At 70.1% G+C, this 19,210-nt stretch carries 18 protein-coding genes; 6 read left to right on the plus strand and 12 right to left on the minus strand.

Annotation, left to right across the window (positions count from 1 at the left end; all coding sequences use genetic code 11):
• Window positions 1–15: 15 nt before the first annotated feature.
• Together LY12_RS08210 and LY12_RS25885 are read right to left on the minus strand one after the other, a co-directional pair.
• Window positions 16–654 (minus strand): TetR/AcrR family transcriptional regulator, encoded by a 639-nt coding sequence (locus tag LY12_RS08210; RefSeq protein WP_253854514.1) that lies wholly within the window; start codon window positions 652–654, stop codon window positions 16–18.
• A gap of 41 nt (window positions 655–695) precedes the next feature.
• The gene (locus LY12_RS25885; protein ID WP_301301808.1) at window positions 696–2,156 is read right to left on the minus strand and encodes a fatty acid desaturase; all 1,461 of its coding nucleotides are present in this window, start codon (window positions 2,154–2,156) and stop codon (window positions 696–698) included.
• 196 nt (window positions 2,157–2,352) lie between these two features.
• Here LY12_RS25885 and LY12_RS08225 point away from each other — a divergent pair, with 196 nt between their 5' ends.
• Window positions 2,353–3,531 (plus strand): LLM class flavin-dependent oxidoreductase, encoded by a 1,179-nt coding sequence (locus LY12_RS08225; protein ID WP_253854515.1) that lies wholly within the window; start codon window positions 2,353–2,355, stop codon window positions 3,529–3,531.
• Window positions 3,532–3,587: 56 nt separating this feature from the next.
• On the opposite strand, the gene LY12_RS08230 is transcribed toward LY12_RS08225, so the two are convergent.
• From LY12_RS08230 to LY12_RS08240, 3 genes are read right to left on the minus strand one after another with little or no spacing between them, the layout of a single operon-like run.
• Window positions 3,588–5,252, minus strand: a complete 1,665-nt coding sequence (locus LY12_RS08230; RefSeq protein ID WP_253854516.1) for an AMP-binding protein — start codon at window positions 5,250–5,252, stop codon at window positions 3,588–3,590.
• Entirely contained in the window at window positions 5,249–6,070 is an 822-nt protein-coding gene (locus tag LY12_RS08235; protein WP_253854517.1) for an alpha/beta fold hydrolase, read from the minus strand. Before LY12_RS08235 ends, LY12_RS08230 begins: the two co-directional genes overlap by 4 nt.
• Complete coding sequence (locus LY12_RS08240; protein ID WP_253854519.1) at window positions 6,067–6,948, minus strand: hotdog family protein; 882 nt, start codon at window positions 6,946–6,948, stop codon at window positions 6,067–6,069. Before LY12_RS08240 ends, LY12_RS08235 begins: the two co-directional genes overlap by 4 nt.
• 114 nt (window positions 6,949–7,062) lie before the next feature.
• Here LY12_RS08240 and LY12_RS08245 point away from each other — a divergent pair, with 114 nt between their 5' ends.
• Both LY12_RS08245 and LY12_RS08250 read left to right on the plus strand, forming a co-directional pair.
• Window positions 7,063–7,683: a TetR/AcrR family transcriptional regulator gene (locus LY12_RS08245; protein WP_253854521.1), complete on the plus strand. Its 621-nt coding sequence runs from the start codon at window positions 7,063–7,065 to the stop codon at window positions 7,681–7,683.
• 171 nt (window positions 7,684–7,854) lie between these two features.
• Entirely contained in the window at window positions 7,855–9,204 is a 1,350-nt protein-coding gene (locus LY12_RS08250; protein ID WP_253854523.1) for an MFS transporter, read from the plus strand.
• Between the two features lie 90 nt (window positions 9,205–9,294).
• Here the strand turns inward: LY12_RS08250 and LY12_RS08255 are convergent, their stop codons facing one another.
• On the minus strand, window positions 9,295–10,413 hold the full coding sequence (locus tag LY12_RS08255; RefSeq protein ID WP_253854525.1) for an NADH:flavin oxidoreductase: 1,119 nt from the start codon (window positions 10,411–10,413) through the stop codon (window positions 9,295–9,297).
• Between the two features lie 191 nt (window positions 10,414–10,604).
• Here LY12_RS08255 and LY12_RS08260 point away from each other — a divergent pair, with 191 nt between their 5' ends.
• The gene (locus LY12_RS08260) at window positions 10,605–11,084 is read left to right on the plus strand and encodes an RrF2 family transcriptional regulator (RefSeq protein ID WP_253854527.1); all 480 of its coding nucleotides are present in this window, start codon (window positions 10,605–10,607) and stop codon (window positions 11,082–11,084) included.
• Window positions 11,085–11,135: 51 nt separating this feature from the next.
• Here the strand turns inward: LY12_RS08260 and LY12_RS08265 are convergent, their stop codons facing one another.
• From LY12_RS08265 to LY12_RS08290, 6 genes are all read right to left on the minus strand, one after another.
• Window positions 11,136–11,927 carry a class I SAM-dependent methyltransferase gene (locus LY12_RS08265; RefSeq protein WP_308292083.1) on the minus strand — a complete coding sequence of 264 codons (792 nt, stop codon included), beginning with the start codon at window positions 11,925–11,927 and terminating at the stop codon, window positions 11,136–11,138.
• Window positions 11,928–12,596: 669 nt separating this feature from the next.
• Window positions 12,597–13,229: an alpha/beta hydrolase gene (locus LY12_RS08270; protein WP_253854529.1), complete on the minus strand. Its 633-nt coding sequence runs from the start codon at window positions 13,227–13,229 to the stop codon at window positions 12,597–12,599.
• Window positions 13,226–13,735, minus strand: coding sequence for a flavin reductase family protein (locus tag LY12_RS08275; RefSeq protein ID WP_253854531.1), 510 nt, complete (start codon window positions 13,733–13,735; stop codon window positions 13,226–13,228). The genes LY12_RS08270 and LY12_RS08275 overlap by 4 nt, the downstream gene beginning before the upstream one ends.
• Window positions 13,735–14,913: an acyl-CoA dehydrogenase family protein gene (locus LY12_RS08280; RefSeq protein ID WP_253854533.1), complete on the minus strand. Its 1,179-nt coding sequence runs from the start codon at window positions 14,911–14,913 to the stop codon at window positions 13,735–13,737. Before LY12_RS08280 ends, LY12_RS08275 begins: the two co-directional genes overlap by 1 nt.
• On the minus strand, window positions 14,910–15,932 hold the full coding sequence (locus LY12_RS08285; protein ID WP_253854535.1) for an alpha/beta fold hydrolase: 1,023 nt from the start codon (window positions 15,930–15,932) through the stop codon (window positions 14,910–14,912). Before LY12_RS08285 ends, LY12_RS08280 begins: the two co-directional genes overlap by 4 nt.
• Before the next feature lie 19 nt (window positions 15,933–15,951).
• A complete protein-coding gene (locus LY12_RS08290; protein ID WP_253854537.1) occupies window positions 15,952–16,905 on the minus strand; it encodes a VOC family protein in 954 nt (317 codons plus the stop codon).
• A gap of 230 nt (window positions 16,906–17,135) precedes the next feature.
• Here LY12_RS08290 and LY12_RS08295 point away from each other — a divergent pair, with 230 nt between their 5' ends.
• Window positions 17,136–18,089, plus strand: a complete 954-nt coding sequence (locus LY12_RS08295) for an AraC-like ligand-binding domain-containing protein (protein WP_253854539.1) — start codon at window positions 17,136–17,138, stop codon at window positions 18,087–18,089.
• A gap of 78 nt (window positions 18,090–18,167) precedes the next feature.
• A complete protein-coding gene (locus LY12_RS08300; RefSeq protein WP_253854540.1) occupies window positions 18,168–19,094 on the plus strand; it encodes a helix-turn-helix domain-containing protein in 927 nt (308 codons plus the stop codon).
• Window positions 19,095–19,210 lie beyond the last annotated feature (116 nt).

Below are 19,210 nucleotides of genomic sequence, written 5' to 3' on the forward strand. Positions count from 1 at the left end.
CCGGGCCGCTGCGGGTCAGTTCCCGGCGTACCGCAGGGGCGGACCCGCAGCGCCGTCGCCGAGGGCTCGCCGGACCAGCCACGCCAGGCCGTCGGCGGTCCGCTCCGGTGTGTCCGAGGGCTGCATGACGTGACTCAGGACCGCGCGCACGACCACGTCGACGACCACGTCGAGCTGTTCCGAGGACGCTCCCGACGGATACGACCGCACGCGCTCGGTCAATATCGCCGTGGCTTCGGTGATCAAGGCTTCGGCGCGGGTCGTGAGCAGGGGCAGCAGCTCGGTGTCGGCGCCGTGGGTTGCCGAGGCGACGGCGCGCAGCAGGACGTTGTCGCCTGCGAGGTCGAGCACGCCCCGAACGGCGTCGAAGACCGCGCCGGGAAGGTCGTGCGGGTGACGATCGAACGCGCCGCGAACCAGGGCGAGGAACCGGTCCAGCTCGTGGCCGACCATGGCTTCCGCCAGCGCCGCCTTCGAACCGACCTCGTTGTAGACGGTCTGCCGGCTCACCCCGACACTCTCGGCCAACCGGGCCATCGTGACGGCCGACCAGCCTTCATGCGCCGTGATCTCGATGGCCGCGACGACGATCGGCTGCCGGTACTGACCACCGGCCGCCGACGCGGCCGCGAGAGTCTCACCCATGATCACCATTCTAGGCGGCCGAGCCCCGGCCCGGCGCACCGCGAACCGCATCACACCCGCGCCGTACCGGGAGCGACGAAGTCGATCTTCTCCCGGACGCCGCAGTCCGGGCAGCACCACGAGTCCGGGATCGCCGACCAGGGCGTACCCGCCGGGAAGCCCTCCCGGGGATCCCCAGTCCGCTCGTCGTAGACGTACCCGCAGCCGGGGCACATCCCTCCCCCGGCCACCTCGCCGGGACGACCGGTGGCGCGGGCCTCCGTTGCTACCTCCTCCGTTGCGGCCTCCGGCACGGGGTCGTCCTCGGGGTCCTCGTCGGGGGCTTCCGGCCGGGCGGCGTGCGCGTACCGGGCGAGGATCTTCGCCCGCTTGCTGGGCCGAATGTTGGCGCGGGAGATGTCACCGTCGAAGTGTTCGACGACGCGGGGGTCCATCACGCGCCGCCACAGCGGCGGCACCAGCGCGAGCACGATCATTCCCGCGTAGCCGGTGGGCAGCACCGGCGACTCGGCGAAGTCCCGCAGGGTCTGGTAGCGGCGGGTCGGGTTGGCGTGGTGGTCACTGTGCCGTTGCAGGTGGTAGAGCAACACGTTGGTCGCGATGTTGTTGGAGTTCCAGCTGTGGCTGGGGTCGACCCGCTCGTACCGGCGCCTGCCGGGAACGCCGCGCTGCTGCCGCAGCATGCCGTAGTGCTCCATGTAGTTCACGACTTCCAGCAGCGAGAACCCGATCACGGCCTGGATCAGCAGGTACGGCAGGACGCCGATCCCCAGCCAGGCGATCATCGCCGCCCACAGCACGGCCGACATCAGCCAGGCGTTGAGCACGTCGTTGCCGATGCGGTACGGGTGCCGGTCGCGCCTGGCGTAGCGCTTGCGTTCGAGCCGCCAGGCCGACCGCAGCGAGCCCGCGACGGTCCGGGGCCAGAACCGGTAGAAGCTCTCCCCCACCCGGCTGCTGGCCGGGTCCTCGGGTGTCGCGACCCGTACGTGATGCCCGCGGTTGTGCTCGATGTAGAAGTGCCCGTAGAAGCTCTGGGCCAGCGCGATCTTGGACAGCCACCGCTCGTGGCTCTCCTTCTTGTGACCGAGTTCGTGCGCGGTGTTGATCCCGATGCCGCCGACGCAGCCCACGGTGATCGCCAGGCCCACACTGTCCACGGCGGACAGGTCGCCGCGCATGATCAGCCACAGCGCGGCGGCGAATCCCGCGTATTGGATGGGCAGGAACGCGTACGTGATCCAGCGGTAGTACCGGTCGTTCTCGAGCTGTTCGATCACCTCGTCCGGCGGGTTGCTCCGGTCGAGTCCTGCCACGAGGTCGAGCACCGGCACGACGATCAGGATCACGATCGGCCCGAGCCACAGCCACACGCCCCAGCCGGTCGCCGCGTGCAGGCCGATGGCCAGGAACACCAGCGACGGCACGACCAGGCCGATCAGCCACAGGTACCGCTTCCGATCGGTCCACCGCTCGGTCGAGCCGACGGGCACCGTTGCCTTCGCGCTCATCACAGACCTCCTCGATCCGGCTTTACATGAGACTAGCTTCTGTAAAGACACGTGGACAACAGGAGGAGGCACGTACATCACCCGTACGGGCGGCACGCGGGAGGTCGAGGTGTCGAATATCTGGACAACCACCGGATGTGATCCGGCTTACGTTCGGAGGGGCCACCGTAGGCACCACGAGTTCGAGGAGAGCCCCATGGACCGATTGCGCTTCGGCACGTTCCTCGCCCCGTTCCACCCCGCGGGCGAGAACCCGACGCTGGCACTGCAGCGCGACCTCGAACTCGTCGAACATCTGGACGCCTGCGGGTACGACGAGGCGTGGATCGGTGAGCACCACTCGGCCGGCACCGAGCTGATCGCGTCACCGGAGATCTTCATGGCCGCGGCCGCCGAACGGACCCGGCGGATCAAACTGGGCACGGGCGTGACGTCGATCGCGTACCACAACCCGCTGTGGGTGGCCGAGCGCATGGTGCTGCTCGACCACCTGACGCGCGGCCGCACGATGCTCGGCTGCGGCCCCGGGTCGCTGCCGAGCGACTCGATGATGCTCGGGCTCACCCCGACGGACACGCGGGAGCTCATGGAGGTCGACCTCGACATCATCATGCGGCTGTTCCGCGGCGAGGCCGTCACCGAGCAGACCAGGACGCACAACCTCGTCGATGCGCGCCTGCACCTGCGGCCCTACACCGAGCCGTGTTTCGACATCGCCGTCGCCGCGGTCGCATCCCCGACGGGCCCGCGGTTGGCCGGCCGGTACGGAGCCGGACTGCTGTCGATCGGCGCGACCATGACGCAGGACGGCTTCGACGCGCTCGCCCACCACTGGGGCGTCGTCGAGGAGCGGGCGGCCCATTACGGGCAGCCGGTCTCGCGGCGGGACTGGCGGCTCGTCGGCCTGATGCACGTGGCCGAGACCCGCGAGCAGGCCTACCGCGACGTCGAGTACGGCATCGAGACGTGGTTCGACTACTTCCAGAAGACGGCCGCGTTCCCGCAGATGGCCGTCGAAGGAAACCGGCTACGGGAGATGATCGATTTCATCAACGAGGCCGGTGTCGGTGCGATCGGCACCGTCGAGGACGCTCGCGCCCAGGTGCAGCGCCTGTGGGACCAGTCGGGCGGCTTCGGCTGCATGCTGCTGCTCGCCCACGAATGGGCCAATCCGGCCGCGACGAAACGCTCCTACGAGCTCATCGCCCAGCACGTCATGCCCCACTTCCAGGGCGGGGCCGTCTCGCACGCGGACCAGACCCTCGCCGCGAAGCAGCGCGCCCGCAGCACCCGCGAGGACTACGCGGCCGCACAGCTCCAGGCGGTGGCGACCATGACCGAGCGCTACGAGCAGGAGAAGGCGGAACGGTCCTGACCACCGCAATCGGGCGACGGCGCCAGGCCGGTGGCCGCGATCCGCCACCGGCCGGCCTACTCGTCCCCTGCCACCAGCCGCTCGGCCAGCTCCCGGAGTGCGGCCGTGCGGATCTTGGAGCCGTTCGTGCCCGCCGTCATCGGCATCTCGTCGATCACCCGCACCTCGTGCGGAACCTTGAACGGGGCGAGCGTCCGGCCGCACCACGCGCGCAGCTCCTCCGGATCGGCGTTCTGGCCACCGTCGGGATCCTGTTCGACGAAACCGACCGTGTGCGTCTCACCGGCCACGGCGACCCCGACCACTTTGGCCCGCCCGACCGCCGGATGGTCAGCGAGCCGTAGCTCGATCTCCGCAGGCTCGACGAGGAACCCCTTGAGACGCAGCGAGTCACCCATGCGGCACAGGTAATCGAAACTCCCGTCGACGTGGACGAGTCCCAGATCCCCAGTGCGGAACCAGCCGTCGGCGGTGAACGACCGGGCACGGATCGTGCCGTCGTCATCCCCGAGGTAGGCGTCCACCACGGGATAGCCGCGGAACTGCAGCTCGCCCGGTTCACCGTCGGCGGGCGGCTCACCGGTCACCGGGTCGACCGCACGGACCGCAATGCCGTCGGACACAGGCCTGCCACCGCCGCGCCATCGCGCCGGAGCCGGATCGAGCTCCCGCCAGCACGCGGTCAGGGCGAACACCTCACTCGACCCGTACACACCCATGGTCGGCGTCGCGGTCTCCTCCTCGGACCACGTCGACAACCGCTGCGAGTCGCCGTAGAAATCGGCCATTAACATGCGACGCCAGCGCGGCAGCTCCGTCGGACGTTCGTGCCAGGCCGCCGCGAGCCGGCCGACGACATCGTCGGCGCAGGCGAGGTGGGTTACCCCGAAATCGGCCATGTGCCGAAGAACTAGCGCGGGGTCGAATCGTGGTTCGAGCAGCGCTGCTCCGCCGGCGCCGATCGCGGTGACCGCCGGGATGTAGCCGAACACACCGGACAGCGGGAGCACCACCAGGCTCACCGAGGTGGCGTCCCAGCCGCCCGCGCCCGCGACGCGGCGCGCGTGCTCTGCCACGGCCCCACCGCGGTGGGCCGCCAGTTTCGGCATGCCCGTCGAACCGGACGTCGTGAAGGCGACGGCGAGGGCGTCGGGCAGATGCCGCAGGCCCTCGGACCGCCCAGCCACCGGCGCCGCTTCGGCCGGGAGCCACGCCCCCGCACCGACGTCGTGGTCGGATAGGTCGGAGACCGCTGCCGCGTCCCGCCCCGGACCGGGGATCACCGCCACCGACGGAACCATCGCGCCGCGCCGCGCCGACCCGGCCCGTTCCGCCGCGCTGTGCAGTGTGCCGACGAGGTCGAGGCCGAGGAAGTCGTGGGCGATCGCCAGGACCTTCGGTCGCGCGCACTCGAGAACGTGGGCGACCTCGTCGATCCCGTAGCGGGTGTTGATACCGATGACGTGCGCGCCCAGTCCCGCGGCCGCGAACTGCCACACCAGCGCATCCGACCAGTTCGGCAACCACACGCCGACACAGTCCCCCTCGGCCACGCCGCGGTCGCGCAGCTCGTCGCGAAGCGCGAGCGTCCGGCGCCACAACTCCTCACGGGTGACGCGGCGAGGCTCCGGCCCGCCGTCGACGATCGCCGTGGACGCCGGATCCGCGACGACCCCGGCCGTCAGCAACTCGGTCAACGTCGTGGGTTCGGCGGCATTCACGGTTTCCTCCCGGTGCATCGGCTGCCGAGGTCGTCGAGCCACTCGTGCAGCGCCGCCGCGAACTGCTCGAGTTCCTCCATCGGGTAGTGCCCGACGCCGTCCAGCACGGTGCATCGCGCGTCCGGGATCGCCTCGGCGGTGCGGCGGACGTCGGCGACGTCGAGCCAGAGGTCGTCCTCGCCGGCGACCAGGTGAACGCGGCACGCGATCGTCGGCAGTACGTCCCGCACGTCGTGGTTGACCCAGCCGATGAGATCGCTGGTCGAGACCTGTGGATCCTCACGGCGGTGCATGCGCGCGATGAGCTCCGCCCGCTCGGCGGGAACGCGACGTCCCACGACGGCCCGCGTCCCGTAGTACGTCCGGTCCGACCTGCTCGGCGCGGCGGCGTCGACCAGTTCCCTGCGGAGGCCGCGCACGCTGAGCCCCGGCGTGTCCGTGCCGCCGTGCGCCGCCATGGCGACGACACCCGCGAGGCACTCGCCACGCCGCGCGGCCAGCTGCAGTGCGATCGCGCCACCGATCGAGCAGCCGACGACGAAGGGGCGTTCGAGGTGGAGTACGTCGACCAGCTCCTCGCACCACACCGCGTAGGCACCGAGGTCGCTCACCGCGCCGCCGGGTGCCGGTTCCGACCGGCCGTGTCCTGGCAGGTCCGGGACCACCACTCGGTAACCGAGCGCGGCCAGCTCCGACTGCGTGTCCCGCCACTGCACGCCGTTCTGACCGGCCGTGTGCAGGCACAGCACCGCGGGCCCTTCCCCATCGTCGAGTACGAACGACCGGGTGCCGCCGACGTCGAGATACTCCGCTCTCACCGCGCCTCCCCCACCGTTTCGGCCGGCGCCCCGACCGCTCCGGCGTGTGCCAACGCCCGGGCCTCGTCCACGAGCGCCACGAGGGCCGCCGTCGAGCGCAGATACTCGTACGCGCTGCCCGACACCGAGAACTCGTCGCACATCACGCGCCGGGTGAAGTCGTTGCCGGGCCCCGTGATCAGGCGCGTCCACGTCAGATCCGAGGCCCCGACCACAAAGGTCGGCGGGTGTGGCGTGCGCGTTCCGCATTCCAGTACTCGCCCGCGATACACCCGGAACAGCACGGTGTCGTTCCCGAAGCCGAGTCCGATCGTGCCGTCCCATTCGGCGGTCGCGGACGTGAACGTGGCCGAACGCTCGAGCCGTTCGGCGAGCGCACGTGCCCATGCTGCCGTCGGAAATGCCCGGCCGGCCCGTGTCTCCGTGTCATCCACTGCATGTCGTGCGGTCACGAGCGCGGCGGTCCGCCCTTCCTGCACCACGGTTCCGTGCTGGTTCCGGACGGTCACGTGGCGCCCGACCACGCCGGAACGCAACCCGGTGGTGCGGCGCGCACGCGTCACCGTCATCTCATAGGTGACCGCGTCCCCGACGTGGATCGGCGCCACAAAATCCCAGTGGGTGCCGAACGCCGCCTCGACGTGGGCGGACAACCCGAGGTCGTGGTGCCAGCCGAAGAAGGCGGCGAGCGCGAGCGGCCCGTGCACCATCGGCCGCCCGTCCCGCGTGCGGCCGTACTCGGTGTGCAGCGCAGCCCTGTCACCACTGATCTCGGCGAACGCGGCCACGACGTCCGCCGAGAAGGTGCGCGCGGTACCGGTGAACACGCGACCCACCTCGAAGTCCTCGAAATGAGGACCGTCGTCGGTGGCGTTCATCGACCGCCCCTTCCGCCGACATGAACAACTGTTCTTACCTAGAAGGTAACCAGGCTCGTACACTCGCTGTCAACGCACCAAATCCGAGCCGTTCCGGTCAGATACGGTGTGTACATGAATGGCCGTTCTCCTGAGCCTCTCGTCCGCAACACCGGTCGTCGCAACGAGGCCACCATCCTCAACGCCGCGCTGCAGGCGTTCGGCACCAGCGGCTTCAACGGCGCCTCGATGCGTGACGTCGCGAAAGGCGCGGGAACGAGCCTGTCGAACCTCTACAACTATTTCCCGTCGAAGTCGAAGCTGCTCGCCGCCGTGCTGCGACACGCCAACGGCGAATTGCAGCGCCGCGTTGCCCACGCCGTCGACGACGCGGGCAACGACGCACCGTCACGACTCCGGGAAGCAGTCCGCGCGCACGTCGGATTCGTCGTCGACCACCAGGTCGCCACTCTCGTGGCCACCAACGAGGTCCGCTACCTCGACCCCGCCGACCGGACGGAACTGGTCTCGCACCGCGACGCCACCCAGGCGACGTTCGAGCACATCGTCGATCAGGGCGCGGCCGACGGCGTGTTCTGCACCCCGTACCCCGGCGACGCCGCCCGCGCGATCCTCGGCGCCGTCGCGGCGATCGCCTCCTGGTACCGCCAGGACGGGCCACTGAGCCGCGGCCAACTGGCTGAGCAATACGCCCGCTACGCGCTCGCCCTCCTCGAAGGCCCACTTCCCCGCTGACCGAAACGTCCCACCGACCGCACCGCCTCGCCCTGCACCACCTCTCCCCGCACCCTTGCCTCGGATGGAACAGCTTCGCTAGCGTGCACGAACGATCGTTCTTATCTGTTCCGAACGTCTCTCCCGTCCCAGCACCACGGACGCAATGACGCGACCCGGAGGTGGACGCGCATGAACTCGTCGGCTCCCACTGCGAAGATGGGGCGACTCGCCGCCGCGGCGGTGTTCGCCACGGCACTCGAGTGGTTCGACTTCCTGATCTACGCCACCGCGGCGGCTCTCGTACTCGGACCGTTGTTCTTCCCCGCCGCCAGTCCGGTGGCCGGCACCCTCGCCTCGTTCGCCACCTTCGCCGTCGGCTTCGTCGCGCGTCCGCTCGGCGGCATCATCGCGGGCCACGTCGGCGACCGGTTCGGCCGCAAGCCCCCTCTCGTCGCCGCGATGCTCCTGATGGGCGCGGCGACGTTCACCATCGGGCTCCTGCCCGGATACGCCACGATCGGCGTCTGGGCCCCGATCCTGCTCGTCCTCGCCCGCCTCGTTCAGGGCCTGGGCGTCGGCGCACAGTGGGGCGGCGCCGCACTGTTGCTCACCGAGCACGCACCGGCCGAGCGCCGCGGGTTCTACGGCAGTCTGGTGCAGACCGGTGCAATCTTCGGCGCCGTCGCCGGCAACCTGTTCTTCGTCCTGTTAACGACCACGCTGACCGCCGATCAGTTCGCCGCCTGGGGTTGGCGCATTCCGTTCCTGTCCGGCCTCCTGCTCGTACTGATCGGCTGCTACGTGCAGCTGAAGATCGAAGACACCCCCGTCTTCCGTGAACTACAACAACAGACGGCCGCGGCGAAGCGCGAGGCGGGACTCCGGAAGGCACCCCTCGTGGACGCCGTCCGTTCACACTGGCGGCAGATCCTGCAGGCGGCCGGCGCGTTCTTCGTCGTCAACGCGACGTTCTACTTCCTCATCAGCGGCATGCTCAACTACGCCACCACCAACATCGGCATGTCCCGCACGACGATCCTTTGGTGCGTGATGCTCGCGGGCCTCACTCAGGTGGTCAGCATGCCGTTCTTCGGGGCGCTCACCGACCGCATGGGCAGCCGTAAGAAGCTGTACCTGACCGGCACAGTACTGATGGCCGTGTTCGCCTTCCCGATGTTCTGGCTCGTCGACACGGGATCGGTGCCGCTGGTACTGATCGCCCTGCTCATCGCGTTCACGATCCACGCAACCATGTACGGACCGCAGGCGACGTTGTACGCCGAAATGTTCCCCGCCGACGTCCGTTACTCGGGCGCCTCGCTCGGCTACCAGTTCGCGTCCGTGTTCGCGGGCGGTCTCGCCCCGTTCATCACAACCGCACTGCTCGCCGCGACCGGGAGTTCCTGGTCGGTGGCGTTGTACATCATCGCCACGGCGATGATCACGTTCGTCGCGGTCGCGTCCATCAAGGAGCGTTTCCGCCGGGACCTCTACGCCACGTCGTCCGAAGAGCAGGTCGCAGCGACCTCGTCATCCTGAGCCCACCACGCAAGCAGCGGCACCGGCGCCCGCGACATCCGCGACGCCGGTGCCGTGACCACGATCCGCCGTCACGGCCGGCCTGCGGCGTCAGTACAGCGTCTGGACGGCGTCCTTCGTGAACGGGATGAGCTCGGATTCACGGCCGGTGAGCACCTTGCGCGCCCATTCCGGATCCGCGAGCAGCGCCCGGCCGACGGCCACCAGGTCGAACTCGTCCCGTTCGAAGCGTTCGAGCAGTCCTTCGATGCTCTGGACACCGGCACCCGCGCCCTGGAACGTCTCCGGGCTGAACACGGAGTCGAGACCGACGGAACCGACGGTGATGACCGGCTTGCCCGTGACCTTGCGCGCCCAGCCACCGATGTTGAGCGCCGAGTCGTATTCCGGGAACTCCGGCTCCCAGTAGCGACGGCCGGAGGCGTGGAATGCCGTCACGCCCGCCGAGGAGATCGGACCGAGCACGGCCTGCAGTTCGTCCGGCGTCGTCGCGAGTCGGGCGTCGTAGTTGTCGGCCTTCCACTGCGAGAACCGGAACAGCACCGGGAAATCCGGCGATACGCGCTCCCGCACGGCCGCCACGATGTCGGCGGCGAACCGTGTCCGCGAAGCCGCGTCACCGCCGTAGGCGTCGGTGCGGCGGTTGGTGCGTTCCCACAGGAACTGGTCGATCAGGTAGCCGTGGGCGCCGTGCAGTTCGACACCGTCGAAGCCGATCCGTTCGGCCTGCGCGGCCGCCTCGGCGAACGCCTCGATGACGCGCTCGACGTCCGCCGACGTGAGCACCTCGCCCGCATGCTCGGTGCCGTCGAGCGCCACCCCGGACGGACCCACCGACGGCGCCTCCGGGTACGGCGGCTTCCCGGCGACCCGCTGGATGCCCACGTGCCAGAGCTGCGGCATGATCGTGCCGCCCTCGGCGTGGACGGCGTCCACCACGCGCTGCCACCCGGCGAGCGAGTCCTCGCCGTGGAACCGCGGCGCCTTGCCGATGTCGCCCGCCGACGGGTGGTCGATGTACGTGCCCTCGGTGATGATCAGCCCGGTGCCGGCCGCGGCACGCCTGCTGTAGTACGCCGCGACGTCCTGGTCCGGGACGCCGTACGGCGAGAACGCCCGGGTCATCGGCGCCATGACGATCCGGTTCGGCAGCTCCGCCGAGCCCAGGGTGAACGGGCGGGCGAGGGCCTGTGCCGCGCGTGTGGACATGCTGCTCCTACTGCGTTCGACGGTGCACTGTCGGGTTCGGTCGGGTGCCGGGACGCGACGCCGCAACCCGGTCGAAAACTGCTCCCGTCAAACGTACATATCCACGGAGGAAATGTAACTGTGTCGAATACCATTAGACCCCCGGGAATGGACCGCCACCGGTACGATGGAGCCGCGACACAGGAGGGGTGGTGAACGAGCACATGCTGGACATCAGATTTTCGAGCGCGCTCAAGGCACTGCTCTACCTCGCCGCCACCGCCGAGCAGGATCCCGCGGATCCGCCGACGTCGAGCTCGGCACAACTCGCCGAGGTCCTCGCGACGAACGCGAGCCTCGTCCGCAAACTCCTCGTGCCGCTCGTCCACGGCGGTCTGATCGAATCGACCAAGGGCCGCGCGGGCGGGGCCCGCCTCGCCAAACCGGCCGAGGACATCACCCTCGCCGAGATCTACCGCTGCACGGTCGGCGACAAACCGCTGTGGGCGTGCCGGCCCGACTCCGCCGCGTCCTGCGACGTCACCGCGCACACGGCGGAGTTCTTCGGCCGTCTCAGCGCCGACACCGAGCGCGCCGTCCTCGACGTACTCGGCAGCCGCACCCTCGCCGACAGTCTCGCCGAGGTCCGCACACTCGACACACCGGCCGCATCACCCGAAACGGCGCGGTGACCCACTCAGCCCGTGCCGACGCGAACGGGCGAGCCGGAGCTCGGCCGGAGCTCAGCCGGTGATCCGCACGACCACCTGACGGTTCGCGTACGTGTAGGCCTCGTACGCGAACTCCGTCCCGGTCCGCTCGACGTACTCCTGCCAGGCCTTGTGCTCGTGCTCCTGCCAGCCCGGATAGTTGAAGTACTCGTCGAAGGCCACGATGCTGCCGGGGCGCAGCCGGGGGCCGACGAGGTCGAGCACCGTCTTCGCCGAGCTGTACAGATCGCTGTCGACGTGCAGGAAGTCCACCGGGCCGGGATGCTGATCGAGGAAGTCGGGCAGCGTGTCCTCGAACCAGCCGACCACCAGTTCCGCACCGGGCACCTCCGGCAGATCTTCCCGCGCGAACGTGCCCGCCTGGATCCCGACCAGCCACGGTTCCGGAAGCCCCTGGAACGAGTCGAAACCGAAGACCTGCTTGTCGTCCCGGATCGTGGTGATCAACCGGAGCGTGTTGCCCGTGGCCACGCCGAACTCGAGCGCCATACCACCGGTCGGCGCCAGCGACACCGCGTGGCGCAGCGTTTCGGCCGGGGTGCGGAAATGCTCCGCCCCGATCATGTTCGCCCTCGCGAAGTGGTGACTTTCGAGGGCGGCCTCCTGATCCCCCGCGTAGACGGTGTCGCGGCGCGACCGGATCTCGAACTCCACGACCCGGTCCAGCACGCGTTTCACATCCTTGCGGAGGGCCGCCACCTCGCCTTCGAGGCGTTCGATGTCCTGGGTGCGCGCGCGTTCCCGCACGGCGCGGTAGACCTCCCTGGCGAGCTTGCCTGCCTTGTGACGCTTGGTTTCGAGCACGGTGTGGGTACCTCCTGCCGGACGGGATCGACGAATCGGCCTGCTGCGCGCACACGTCACGACCGGTGCGACCGGCCACTGCACCGAGGCCGAACCCGGGCAGCAGCACTGGGCCGAACCACTGGACAGCAGCACTGGGCAGCAGCACCCGGCGGCGCCGACACCCAGCAGCACCAGCGGCCACCGGCGACGCGTGTCCGGCCCTGCCGCGCGGCTGCCTCGCACCCGACGACACCGGCCACGCGTGACCGCTTTCCGTGCCATGACCGTTTTCCGCGCTATGAACGCCTCTGCGCCATGCCACCGAATCGCCCGATACGACCGCCGACGACGTTGTTGTCGCGAGTTGATCTCGAAGTTGTCGCGTCACGGTAACCGCCGCCGGAAGCCGGGACGGTGCGGGGCGGCCTGCCGCATGAGGTGACCGCCACGGCAGCACCCGCCTCACGCGGACCGGCGTGCACACCAGGGGCGACGAACCGCCTGCGGGGCCACCGCCCGGCTCAGCCGCACCGGGAACGGCGGCCGCGGCACACCGTCTCGCTCGCTGCTCCCGCGGCGTTTCTCACCCGATCGTGCCCCATCGGGGGACGCCACTCCCCCACTCGGACGAGGTCGCCCGCGCCGCCGCCACCGGGTCGCAGCGGTGCGGGCGACCGCCACGTCACCTCACCGCTGTGCGCGCGGCGACCCCGTCAGCAGGTCGGTCGCCGACCGGCACGCCTCGTCGGTGATGATGTGCTCCTCGCCCGGATCGATGCGGACGTCGACATCCGCACCCGCCCGGCGCAGTAGGTCCGCCGTCGCAACGACCCGGTCCCGCGGCACCCACGGATCGTGCTCGATACTCCGCACGACGGCAGGCACGCCACGCAGCGGCCGCTCCACCGACACCGTCGGCGGTTCCGTGCCGAGGTAGCCACCGGTAAGCAACACGAGACCGGCCACCGGCCGCGGGGTGGTGAGGATCAGCTGCGACACCAGGCACGCACCCTGTGAGAAACCCCAGAGCACCACGCGCCGCGCGGCGAACCCGGACTGTGCGATCCGGGCGAGACCGTCCTCCAGCACCTGCAACGACCGTCCGAGTGCCGGTTCGTTGCGTTCCACGGGTTCGAGGAACGACTCCGGATACCACGTGTTGCCGTCGGCCTCCGGGGCGAAGAACCGCACCGGTGCCGTGCCGAACCGCATCGACGTGTCCCGCATGAATCCGGGATCCTGTCCCCGGCCGTGCACTGCGAGCACGGCCAGTTCCGCCCGGTCGGCCGGAACGCCCCATTCCGCCGGCCGCGGGCTCACGTCGTCACCGCCCGTTCGTCCAGCAGGTACCAGGCGCGGTCCCGGTACACGAGGGGCGCGCCGTCCGCAGGGCCCGGAGCCGCCTCTTCGACGTCGACCACGACGAGTGTCGATCCGCCGGCAGGCAGCCGGTCCGCGATGCGCCCGCGCAGCCACGTGCGCACGGTCGAGAGCACCGGTTCACCGGTCGGCAGCCGGTGCCACCGGCACGGCGGCGCGAACCGGTCGATACCGCCCGTCGCGAACCGCTTCGCCAGCTCGACCTGCTCGGCCCCCAGCAGATGCACCACCACCGTGCCGGCCGCCTCGATGCGCGGGGAGGCCGACGACTGCGCCGACAACGAGAACGCCAGCACCGCCGGCCTGGCGCTCAGCGAGATGACCGACGTCGCCGTGAGCCCGGCGGGCCCCGCACCGTCGTCGGCGGTGATGATCGCGACCCCGGCCGGATGAGCGCGGAAGGCGGCCGCGAACCGCCCGGCCAGGTCCTCGTCGCACCCGGTCATCACTCGGCCTCCTGCAATTCCAGGAACACCCATTGCGCGTTCGGCGCCAGTCCACTCAGGAGTTTCCCGCAGTTCTGCAACACGACCGGCCCCGACGTGACGTGCTGGGTGCCCGCGTGCAGATCGCGGAAGAACCGCTGCAGTACGCCCCGCCGCAGCGCCGCGGTGGCCGCCCATTTGTAGACGGCCTGGCCCACCGCGTGCACCGACCACGTGGTGTTGTTGAGCATCAGCCGCGTCAGCGTCTCCTGCTCGGTGCTCAGCACCTCACCGGCGTCCAATGTGGCCTCGTTGCCGGCCCAGACGTCCATCGCCCACGCCCACGCCGAGCGCAGTTTCGCCTCGGCCTGCGCGTACTCCGCGTAGAACTGCCGGGTGTCCACCGACGCGTTGGGAGCACCGCTCTTCTTGGCTGCCAGCACCCGCAGCTCGTCGAGCATCCGCCTGCCGACACCGAGCGCCCACCCGGTGTGACAGATACCGGACATGTTGGCCAGGCCCATGCGGTAGATCGCACCGCCGTGCCGGGTGTCGGTGGTCGCGATGTCGTAGACGTGGCTCGCCGGGACGAACAGGTCCTCGCACACGTAGTCGTGGCTGCTGGTCCCCCGCAGGCCCATGACGTCCCAGTTGTCGATCACCGTCACCTGTTCCTTGGGCAGCGTGAAGATGAGTGCCTCACCGGTCTCCTCGCACAGCGCGGCGGTGTGGATGTGGGTCGCCATCGATATCCCCGACGCGAAATGCCAGTGCCCGCTGATGCGGTAGCCACCGTCGGTCTTCACGGCGGTCCCCAGTTTGGTGCCCTGACCGGCGATCAGCGCATACCTGTCGTCGGTCGGGTCGGGGAACAGTTCGGCGACCGCTTCACGGCCCAGGTACGCCGCGGTCGTCCCCGTGATCATCTGCAGCGCCATGAACGCCCACCCGGCCGAGGCGTCGGCATACGACACCTTCGCGATCGTGTCGATCACCTGGCGCGGGGAGAACTCGTAACCGCCGAGTTCACGGGGGATGCCGACCTTGAAGACCCCGCTCTCCCACAGCGCCTTCGCGGCCTCGTCGGTCAGCCTGCCCAGTTCCTCACCCTGGTCGGCGTTCTCCTCGAGGATCGGGGTGATGGTGTCGAGACGCTCCATGAGCGCGCCGAAGTCCTCGCTGACGTGCACGTCGTTCATGATGTCCGTCCTTGGGTCCGTTCCGCGGCCGGTTCGTGCGGCGCGACGGTGGTCAGAATCCAGTCGATCACCGGCTTGACGGTCTCGTCCGAGTTGGCCTCGAAGATCAGACCGTGACCGTTGCCGGTGATGCCGAAGTCGGGCAGGTACAGGCTTCGCGCGTCGGCTCCCGCGACGTTGAGGAAGTCCACGACCTGCGGCGCGAAGTCGGCGAACGCCGAGGCGCCGCCGGTCACGACCGCCACGGGCTTGCCGGCCAGTGCCGGGATGCGCCGTCCGGCGACCTCGTCCGGTGAGCCCGCCGGCGGGTCGCAGGGGATCGCTGCGCTCGTGAGGCCCCACGTGAGCGTGCCCATGCCGGGGATCTCCGCGAACGGCGGGCCGACCGGTTCGATCGCGGCGATACCGAGGGTCCGTTCGGGACGGGCCGCCGCGGTGAGCCAGCCGACCGGCCCACCCGCCGAGTGCGTCACGAGCACCGCCTCGCCGACGATGTCGAGGAGCCTGCCGAGCCGGTCCGCGTCGAGGCGTTGCGACTCGGCCAGGTCCGCGGGCAGCGGCCCCATCGGGCTGAGGAGCTGGTCGACCTCGCCGGAGCCGACGTCGCGTGCGAACGTCCACTGTGTCTGGTGCTCACGCATCTCGTCGGGCAGGAACAGGGCCGTGGCAGCCTCGTACGGAAACTGCGCACCCATCGGCCCGACCACGTCGGGGTGATACGGCGACCGCCCGTGTCCGCACCGGTCGACGACGTAGACCGCGAAACCCGCCTCGACGAAGCGCGTCGCCCAGCCCGGCCTGCCGTCCGGAGTGCCCGTCCAATCCGTTCCCTGCCCGCCGCCGCCGTGCACCAGCACGAGCGGAATCCGATGGGCGCCGGCAGGGGGCGCCTCCCACGAGACGAACAGCGGGGCCCGCTGCACCGTGCCGTACGCGGTCCCGACCCGCTCGCCGGGAATCCAGAACTGTCCACGGCGGACGGTCAGTTCGTGACCGCCCGCCACATGCGGTGCCGTCATGTCAGCCACCTCACCGCGCTCAGACGTCGATCGGTTCGAGCCTGCCGAGCAGTTCCTCACGCCGGTGCTCGAACTGCTCGGGCAACTGGAACCTGCTGCCCAGCTCGTGCGGCGACTCGTCACACGTCCACCCGCCGTCGGCGTGCGTGACCGCGAGTTCGAACAGGGCTCCGCAGGGCGTACGGACGTAGACGCTCTTGAAGTACTTGCGGTCCTTGAGTTCGGAGATGTCGGTGTAGCCGCGTCCTTCGATGCCGAACTTCACCGCGTCCTGGTTGTCGAGCGTGTCGAGGTTCCACGCGAAATGGTGGTAGGTACCGGCGCCGTAGCCCCAGGTTCCCTGGTCGTCGCTGCGGTTGACGGTGATCTCGAGATGGTTGCCGTGTTTGGCGTCACCGATCTGCATCCCGATCACCGAGCCCTCCTCGGCGAGTCCGTCGCGGGCGAAGAACGACTCCCCCGCGAACTCGACCATGCGGTCCGGTGTGGCCATGTGCACGCCCACCCCGTGGATGCCGTGGATCGCGTGCTCCTGCGGCACCCCGTACCCTGCGTGGCCGACCCGCTCGTCGCCGCTGTTTCCCACGAACACGTACTCGATTCCGGACGGATGCCGGAACGCGAGCCTGCGCCTGCCGAACCGTTCGACGTTCTCGACCTCGATGTCGTGACCGGTGAGCCGGTCGTGCCAGAAGTCGAGCGAGTGGGCAGGGACCGACAGCAGCACCTCCCGCGCCTGGTTGGTGCCTCGGGTGCCGTACAAGCCGGCCTGTGCCCACGGGAACGTCGTCACCACGCTCGACGGATCACCCGCGGCGTTCGAGTAGTACAGGTGGTAGACGGGAAGCGAGCCGTCGAACAGCACGGTGCGCTTGATGAAGCGCATCCCGAGGACCTTGACGTGGAAATCGACGTCCTCCTGCGCGTCGGCCACGGAGAGCGTCACATGGTGCGACCCTGTCACGTATGTCATCGATGGCTCCTCCACACTGAGAAATCCGCTGAGGCGAACTGTAGGAACGCCGCCTGCCGGTGTGTGACGTCAGAGCGCACGACGTTGTCGAACCCGCGCACCGCATCCCGCCCGGAGCGCGGTGTTGGTGTGCGACGCGGCCTGCTGGGTACTGTGTCCCGAACGACGTGCAGTCGCCAGCTGTGGAGATGACAACGATGTCACTTACGTCGCTCACGGAACAGTTTGCCGTGACCGGGCCGTCGCCACACCCGGTCACGTTCCCGTCGTGGAAGGACGCCGTCCGGCGCAGCGTGCTGAGCTTCGAATTCGACTGCGCCCGGCCCGACCGGTTCTCCGGCACGGTCCGGGAGCGGTACCTGCACGGGGTCAGCTTCATCGACATGACCTCGGGTCCGCACGCGGCCTACCGCGACCGCACCATGATCAGCGAGGCCGACACCGGTTTCTACGTGCTCACCCTGCAGCTCGACGGGCGCATCCGCATCGAGCAGGACGAGCGGGTCGCCGCCCTCGAACCAGGCCTGTTCGCGCTGTACGACTCCAGCAGGCCCGCCGCGCTCACCGTCGGTGAGGGCTACCGCTCCACGTGTATCCGCTTCCCCAAGACGGCGATCGCACCGCACGACGCCGATCGTCTCGCCGAGCTCACCGCGCGGCCGATGGCCTGCGCCCCCGGCCTCAACGACGCCGTGTGGAGCACGATCCTGGGCGTCAACCGCAACCTCGAATCGCTCGGGGTCCACGGGCACACGACCGTGCACTCGCTGATGACCCTCGTCGGCACGATGCTGCTCAGCGAACTCGGCCGGAACGCCCGCCCGAGCAGGCCCGACGAGCAGCAGCTCGAACGTGTCCTCGGTTACATCGACGCCCACCTGTCCGACGCCGACCTCGATCCGGGCCGGATCGCGGCCGCCCACTTCCTGTCGCCGCGCTCGCTGCACGCGTTGTTCGAACAGAGCGGCACCACCGTGGCGCGGTACATCCGCAGGCGGCGCGTGGAACGCTGCCGGCTCGACCTGGCCGACCCCGCACTCGCACGGCTGCCCGCGTCGTCCGTCGGTGCCCGCTGGGGTTTCGCCGGCCCGTCACACTTCGGGCAGGTCTTCAAACGCGAGACCGGCCTCACGCCGGCCCAGTTCCGCAGACAGGCGCTGGCCGAACCGTCCGGCGCGGTATGAGCGGCCCCGTTCACCGCCACCGCGCCCCGGCCGGTGAAACGCCCGGTCCGTACCCGCACCCGTGATCGGAGGACACCCGTGACCGTGCACGGCCTGACCCGCTTCCGCACCGCCGACGTCCCCGAGGGCAGCAGGCTGTCGGCGTGGGAGGCGCACAACGTGCGCTCCCTCGTCGGGCTCCGCGCCCGGCCGTTGGGCGACCGGCCGTTCACCGGGACCGAACTCAACCTCACCCTCCCCAGCCTGCGGTTCGCGAAGGTCACGGGCTCGCCGCACGTCGTCGAGCGCGGTCCCGGGCAGATCGCGACGTGCCCCGGCGACGGCGTCGTCGTGTACTTCGCGCTGGCCGGGGAGGGATCGTTCCACCACCGGGAGGGCCGCGCCGTGCTGTCGCCGGGGCAGGCACTGGTGTGTGACGCCGACCAGCCGTTCCGCCGCGGCTTCTCCCGCGGACTGACCGAGCTCGTACTCGCGGTGCCGCGCGATGTGCTGCGCGACGCGACCGGCCGTTCGGGGCTCACGCGGCCCCGCACGATCGGCGCCGACTCGCCGCACTGCCGCGCGCTCGCCTCGCTCGTGGCGAGCGGACTGCGCGGTGACGGCGACTGGGACACGCTCGAGGCGGGGGTCGTGGACCTGCTGCCTGCGGTCGTGGGATCCGAGCCGGCCGACGGCGGCCACCTCGCCGCGGCACGGGCGTACATCACCACGCACCTGGCGGACCCGGACCTGTCCGCGAGCCGGATCGCCCGCGCCGTGGGCGTGTCGGCGCGGCAGCTGTCCCGGCTGTTCGCCGCGGCGGGAGAGAGCGTGCCCCGAGCGGTGCTGGCCGCCCGGCTCGACGCGGCACGCGCCGCTGTCACCGACCCGGCCACGCGTGGCAGCTCCCTTGCCGAACTCGCCGCGGGCCTCGGGTTCGCCTCACCGGCCCACTTCTCCCGTAGCTACCGCGCGCGCTTCGGCACCACTCCGCTGCGTGACCGTCGCGAGGCCATCCGCGACTGAGCCGCCGCCGGTGGTCTTGCTCGTTTCCGCCATCGACGCGACCGCCCGCCCATCCCGCCGCTGCCGTTGGCACGGTGTCCGAAACGGTCCGGCGACGAGGCCGGGCACCGACGACG

It is taken from the genome of Prauserella alba (assembly GCF_024171735.1).
Lineage (GTDB): Bacteria > Actinomycetota > Actinomycetes > Mycobacteriales > Pseudonocardiaceae > Prauserella > Prauserella alba.

Coding starts and splice junctions, on each gene's coding strand:
- LY12_RS08255 (WP_253854525.1), bottom strand. CDS start 10,413: ATGTCCACACGCGCGGCACAGGCCCTCGCCCGCCCGTTCACCCTGGGC.
- LY12_RS08245 (WP_253854521.1), top strand. CDS start 7,063: ATGAATGGCCGTTCTCCTGAGCCTCTCGTCCGCAACACCGGTCGTCGC.
- LY12_RS08280 (WP_253854533.1), bottom strand. CDS start 14,913: ATGAACGACGTGCACGTCAGCGAGGACTTCGGCGCGCTCATGGAGCGT.
- LY12_RS08275 (WP_253854531.1), bottom strand. CDS start 13,735: ATGACCGGGTGCGACGAGGACCTGGCCGGGCGGTTCGCGGCCGCCTTC.
- LY12_RS08250 (WP_253854523.1), top strand. CDS start 7,855: ATGAACTCGTCGGCTCCCACTGCGAAGATGGGGCGACTCGCCGCCGCG.
- LY12_RS08290 (WP_253854537.1), bottom strand. CDS start 16,905: ATGACATACGTGACAGGGTCGCACCATGTGACGCTCTCCGTGGCCGAC.
- LY12_RS08210 (WP_253854514.1), bottom strand. CDS start 654: ATGGTGATCATGGGTGAGACTCTCGCGGCCGCGTCGGCGGCCGGTGGT.
- LY12_RS08240 (WP_253854519.1), bottom strand. CDS start 6,948: ATGAACGCCACCGACGACGGTCCTCATTTCGAGGACTTCGAGGTGGGT.
- LY12_RS08285 (WP_253854535.1), bottom strand. CDS start 15,932: ATGACGGCACCGCATGTGGCGGGCGGTCACGAACTGACCGTCCGCCGT.
- LY12_RS25885 (WP_301301808.1), bottom strand. CDS start 2,156: ATGAGCGCGAAGGCAACGGTGCCCGTCGGCTCGACCGAGCGGTGGACC.
- LY12_RS08225 (WP_253854515.1), top strand. CDS start 2,353: ATGGACCGATTGCGCTTCGGCACGTTCCTCGCCCCGTTCCACCCCGCG.